The organism is Streptomyces sp. HSW2009, from assembly GCF_040240285.1.
Taxonomy (GTDB): domain Bacteria; phylum Actinomycetota; class Actinomycetes; order Streptomycetales; family Streptomycetaceae; genus Streptomyces.
The window spans coordinates 1-4443 of the sequence record NZ_JBEHZD010000595.1 but is presented as its reverse complement, the minus strand read 5'-3'; the positions used below and the strand labels follow the sequence as shown (position 1 = coordinate 4443).

The following is a 4443-nucleotide window of genomic DNA, read 5'->3' as shown; positions in this document are numbered from 1 at the left end:
GGCCGTGGGGGCGGCCGTGGGGGTGGGGCTGCGGGCCTCGGACGGGGGCGGGGTCGGTGGGGGGCCCGGGGGCGCGGCGGGCGGACGGCGTGGGGCCGATGCCGGTGGGCGGGACCACCCGCGGGTCGACCGCGGCGGTGGCCGGGTCGATGGGGCGGCCGGCCGCGTCCTCGGCGCCCCAGGACACCCGCTGGTCGGCGTCGCCGCCGAAGCCCGCCTGGTGCGAGGCGTCGGCGTACCAGCCGCCGGCGCCGGCGGGCGCGCCGGGGCCCTGCTGCGGGTCGTACCAGGGGACCGCGCCGGTCTCGCCCGTCGGCGCCGCGCCGTGGCCCTGTGCGTCGGCGCGGACGTCCACCTCGCCGCGCGGGCGCAGTTCGGGCAGCGCCCCGCGCAGCCCGCCGGCGGCCGGCTGTTCGTCGAAGAAGACCGGACCCGTCTGGTCCGGGAGCGGGCCGGCCTGCTGGGTGGAGTCGATGGGCGGCTGCTCGCTGGGGGCCGGCTGCACGCCCGGGCCCGTGGCCTCGGCCGGCGGGGCGGGCGCGGGCGCGCCCTCGCTCGGCGCGGGCCGACTGGTGCCGGGCACCCAGGCGGTGCCGTCCCAATATCGGATGTACCCGGGAATGGACGGGTCGGGGTAGTAGCCCTGCGTGGGGCCGCTGTCGCCGGGCGCGCTCATGGTCTCCGATGTCCCGTATCTGCTCGGCCGGTCCGGCCTAGCTGTTGGTGCGGTGGGGGGCGCTACGCAGTCTGCCGCACTGGCGTGGCGCGGTGAACAGGCGCTCCGTGGCCTTGTCGGCTGGCCACCCGGCCCCGCAGCACGGCCCTAGGTCTACCAGACGGCCCCCGGCGTCGGGGTTCGCATACCCACCGACCACCCGCATGCGGGCGGGTTCAGAAAAAAATCCGACCGAATGTGAGAACTCGCGTAATGGTGCAGGGGGCAGCGCGCTCTAACCCATGCGGGTCGCCCCGAGGCGGCCTGCGCTTGAGACGACATAACCGACGAAAACGCAGAGCAGAGAGGGCGCACCGCATGCACACCGTGGTGGAGCGAGACATGGAACTGAACTTGGTGCTGTCGCCCGAGCGCAGCATCCCGGTACCGGCCAAGCTGGTCTACCGCACCGACGAGCCGTACGCCGTGCACATCACCTTCCACGTCGGCTCGGACTCTCCCGTCCACTGGACGTTCGCCCGCGAGTTGCTGGTGGAGGGGGTGTTCCGGGCCTGCGGGCAGGGGGACGTACGGATCTGGCCGACGAAGATCGACGGGCGCAGCGTGGTCTGCATGGCGCTGAGCTCGCCGGACGGCGACGCGCTCCTTGAGGCGTCGGCGCCGATCGTGTCGGCGTGGCTTGAGCGGACGTTGCGGGTGGTGGCGCCGGGTTCGGAGAGCGAACGGCTCGGGATCGACGACGCGCTGAACGCCTTGCTGACGCCGACGCCGGGCGACGACTGGTGGCTGCACGGCCCGTGGCCCTCCGACGAGTCGCCGGAGGGCCATGGGGCTTAGGGGTGCGCGGGGATTCAGGCCCGCGGCCCCTCACTGACGGTGAGGAACTCGATGGCGTGGCCGTCGGGGTCGTCCACGTACAGGCCGCGACCGCCGGAGCGGTGGTTGATCTGCTGGGAGCCCTCGTGGCCGGGCTCGGACCAGTAGGGCAACCGCCGCTCCTGGACGCGGCCGTAGATGGCGTCGAACTCGGCCTCGGAGACCAGGAACGCCAGGTGCTGGAGGACGATCTGCTCGGGTTTGACGATGAAGTCCGCGTAGTCGATCGTCAGCCCGCCGGCGCCGGGGCGGGCGACGAAGGGTCCGAACGGCCGGGGTTCGGGGGCGTCGAGCAGGTCCGTCAGGAACCGGGCGGACGTGGTGCTGTCGGAGCTGTGGACGATGGTGTGGTCAAGGCGCGCAGCCATGGTGCCTCCCTGGTGATCTCCCCTTGCGCAACAGGGGAGTTGACTGACAGTGACGCTACGCGGGGGTTCGGCGGCCGACCATCGGGCTTTGGCCGTACGACCGGCGGCCCACCGCCGGCCACCGCCCGACCCCGGCCGCACCGCAGGCCGGGCGCCCGGCGTCGGCCCCTGGCCCTAGCCCGCCGGCGCTCCCCCGCCGGACCGGCCCGACCGCGGACCGGCCGGGCACGGCGGCCGGCCGGGACGGGGCGGCTGCGCGCGGCGGCCGAGGGTGCTGGGGCGTGCGCCGTGGGGTGTGTACGGGACGGGGTGCGCGCGGGGCGGGTGCGTACGGCACGGAGGCGTACAGGGTGGGCGAGTGCGGCACGGGCGCGTACACGGCGGGCGCGTACGACACCGAGGCGTACGGCGCGGAGGCGTACGGCGCAGGCCCGTACGGCAGGCATGGCGCGGGCCCGGCCCGCACGGTGGGTGCGGACCGGGCCCGTGGTGCGCCGGGAGGTCAGATCTGGCTGGCCAGCGACCGGTTGGCGAACTGGTTGCTGCCGAGCTGGTGCGGGCCGTAGGACGGGAACACGTTGCCCGTGGCCTTCTGGGTCTTCTCGACGTGCAGGTTGTAGTGCTCGTCGCCGTGCGTGTCGTTGGCGACGGCGAGGTCACCGAAGCTCTGGGCCGCCGACGCCGTGGTCACCACGCCGGCCGCGGCGACGAGGGCGAAGCTGGAGGCGGTGACCGCCAGAACCTGACGCATGCGCATGTGAGGCTCCTCTTTCGAGAGGTGAAGGACTTCGCCACGTAAACAGTCGCCGCGCGCGGGGGGCACGCCCGACACGGCACATTCCTCGCGAAGCCCCTCCAATGGGCGACCCGCGTCGCTCCGTGTTGCCGCTCCGGGGTCAGAAGAGCTTGCCCGGGTTGAGGATGCCCCGGGGGTCGAAGACGGACTTGATGCCGCGGTGCAACTCCAGGCTGACCGGACCGAGTTCGCGCGCCAGCCACTCCTTCTTGAGCAGCCCCACGCCGTGCTCGCCGGTGATGGTGCCGCCGAGTTCGAGCCCGAGCGCCATGATCGCGTCGAAGGACTCACGGGCGCGCCGGGTCTCGTCCGGGTCGGCGGAGTCGAAGCAGACGACCGGGTGCGTGTTGCCGTCGCCGGCGTGCGCGCACACCCCGATGGTGAGGTCGTACGCATCGGCGATGGCGGCGGTGCCGTCGATCATCGCGGCCAGTTGGGACCTGGGCACGCACACGTCGTCGATCATCGTGGCCGGCCTGATCCGCTCCAGCGCGGGCAGCGTCTGCCGCCGGGCCTGGAGCAGCAGTTCGGACTCGGCCGCGTCCTCGGCCGGCACCACCTCGCTGGCCCCGGCCGCGGTGCACACCTCGGCGACGGCGGCGAGGTCGGCGGCGGGGTCGGGCGTGTCGAACGCGGCGAGCAGCAGGGCCTCGGTGGATTCGGGGAGGCCCATCTGGGTCATGGCGTTGACGGCCCGGATGCTGGTGCGGTCCATCAGTTCGAGCAGCGAGGGCGCGTGGCCGCGTTCCATGATCGTACAAACGGCATCGCAGGCGGCCTTGGTCGAGGGGAACTCGGCGGCCAGCGCGAGCTGCTGCGGCGGGGCCGGGCGCAGCCCGAGCACGGCCCGTACGACGACGCCGAGGGTGCCCTCGGAGCCGACGAACAGCCGGGTCAGGTCGTAGCCCGCGACGCCCTTGGCGGTGCGGCGGCCGGTGCTCAGCAGCCGGCCGTCGGCGAGGACGACGTCGAGGCCGAGCACGTACTCGGCGGTGACGCCGTACTTGACGCAGCACAGCCCGCCGGACGCGGTGCCGATGTTGCCGCCGATCGTGCACTGTTCCCAACTGGAGGGGTCGGGCGGGTAGTACATCCCGTGCGCGGCGACCGCGCGCGAGAGGGCGGCGTTGACCACGCCGGGCTCCACGACGGCCGTCCGGTCGACCGGGTTGATCTCCACGATCGTGTCCATCTTGACCAGCGAGAGCACGATGCATCCTGCGGAGGCGTTGGCCGCCCCCGACAGGCCGGTACGGGCGCCCTGCGGGACGACCGGGGTGCCGAGCGCGCTGGCGGTCCGCAGCACGTGCTGGACCTGCTCCACGGTGCGGGGCAGGACGACGACGGCGGGCACGCCCGCCGCGCAGAAGCTGGCCATGTCGTTGGCGTAGGAGCCGGTGATGTCGGGGTCGGTGAGCACCGCATCGGCGGGGAGCTCGGCCCGCAGTCGCGTCACGAGATCGTCCATGGGCCAAGCCTCGCACCGGCGAGTGACCCGCGGAAGGTGGCCGGGGCGGGGCCTGGGCCGGGCGGGGGGCCGGGGCCGGTGTGGGGTGGCCGGGAGGTCCGGGAGGTGGGGCGGGGGGGGGGGGGGGGGGGGGGGCGGGGGCGCCCCCCCCCCCCGCCCCCCCCCCCCCCCCCCCCCCCCCCCGCGCCCCCCCCCCCCCCCCCCCCGCCCCCCCCCCCCCCCCCCCCCCCCCCCCCCCCCCCCCCCCCGCTTCCACATC

6 protein-coding genes are annotated in these 4443 nt (G+C 74.7%); 1 reads left to right on the top strand and 5 read right to left on the bottom strand.

The features are described 5' to 3' along the window. The coding region (locus tag AAHZ94_RS29205; RefSeq protein ID WP_349996659.1) for a DUF2510 domain-containing protein at positions 1–676 on the bottom strand (676 nt) is incomplete at its 3' end. 357 nt (positions 677–1033) lie between these two features. Here AAHZ94_RS29205 and AAHZ94_RS29200 point away from each other — a divergent pair. Then, positions 1034–1513 (top strand): SsgA family sporulation/cell division regulator, encoded by a 480-nt coding sequence (locus AAHZ94_RS29200; protein WP_349996657.1) that lies wholly within the window; start codon positions 1034–1036, stop codon positions 1511–1513. Positions 1514–1527: 14 nt separating this feature from the next. Here the strand turns inward: AAHZ94_RS29200 and AAHZ94_RS29195 are convergent, their stop codons facing one another. The 4 genes from AAHZ94_RS29195 to AAHZ94_RS29180 all read right to left on the bottom strand — a co-directional run. After that, positions 1528–1920, bottom strand: coding sequence for a VOC family protein (locus AAHZ94_RS29195; RefSeq protein WP_349996655.1), 393 nt, complete (start codon positions 1918–1920; stop codon positions 1528–1530). A gap of 502 nt (positions 1921–2422) precedes the next feature. Beyond that, the gene (locus tag AAHZ94_RS29190; RefSeq protein WP_349996654.1) at positions 2423–2671 is read right to left on the bottom strand and encodes a hypothetical protein; all 249 of its coding nucleotides are present in this window, start codon (positions 2669–2671) and stop codon (positions 2423–2425) included. Between the two features lie 145 nt (positions 2672–2816). Beyond that, the gene (locus tag AAHZ94_RS29185; protein WP_349996652.1) at positions 2817–4184 is read right to left on the bottom strand and encodes an FAD-binding oxidoreductase; all 1368 of its coding nucleotides are present in this window, start codon (positions 4182–4184) and stop codon (positions 2817–2819) included. After that, on the bottom strand, positions 4169–4443 hold a 275-nt coding region (locus AAHZ94_RS29180; protein ID WP_349996650.1), incomplete at its 5' end, for a hypothetical protein. The genes AAHZ94_RS29180 and AAHZ94_RS29185, both read right to left, overlap by 16 nt.

What these genes read in the sequence shown, in the direction of transcription:
- AAHZ94_RS29190 (WP_349996654.1), bottom strand. Translation starts at nt 2,671, where the DNA reads ATGCGTCAGGTTCTGGCGGTCACCGCCTCCAGCTTCGCCCTCGTCGCC.
- AAHZ94_RS29200 (WP_349996657.1), top strand. Translation starts at nt 1,034, where the DNA reads ATGCACACCGTGGTGGAGCGAGACATGGAACTGAACTTGGTGCTGTCG.
- AAHZ94_RS29195 (WP_349996655.1), bottom strand. Translation starts at nt 1,920, where the DNA reads ATGGCTGCGCGCCTTGACCACACCATCGTCCACAGCTCCGACAGCACC.
- AAHZ94_RS29185 (WP_349996652.1), bottom strand. Translation starts at nt 4,184, where the DNA reads ATGGACGATCTCGTGACGCGACTGCGGGCCGAGCTCCCCGCCGATGCG.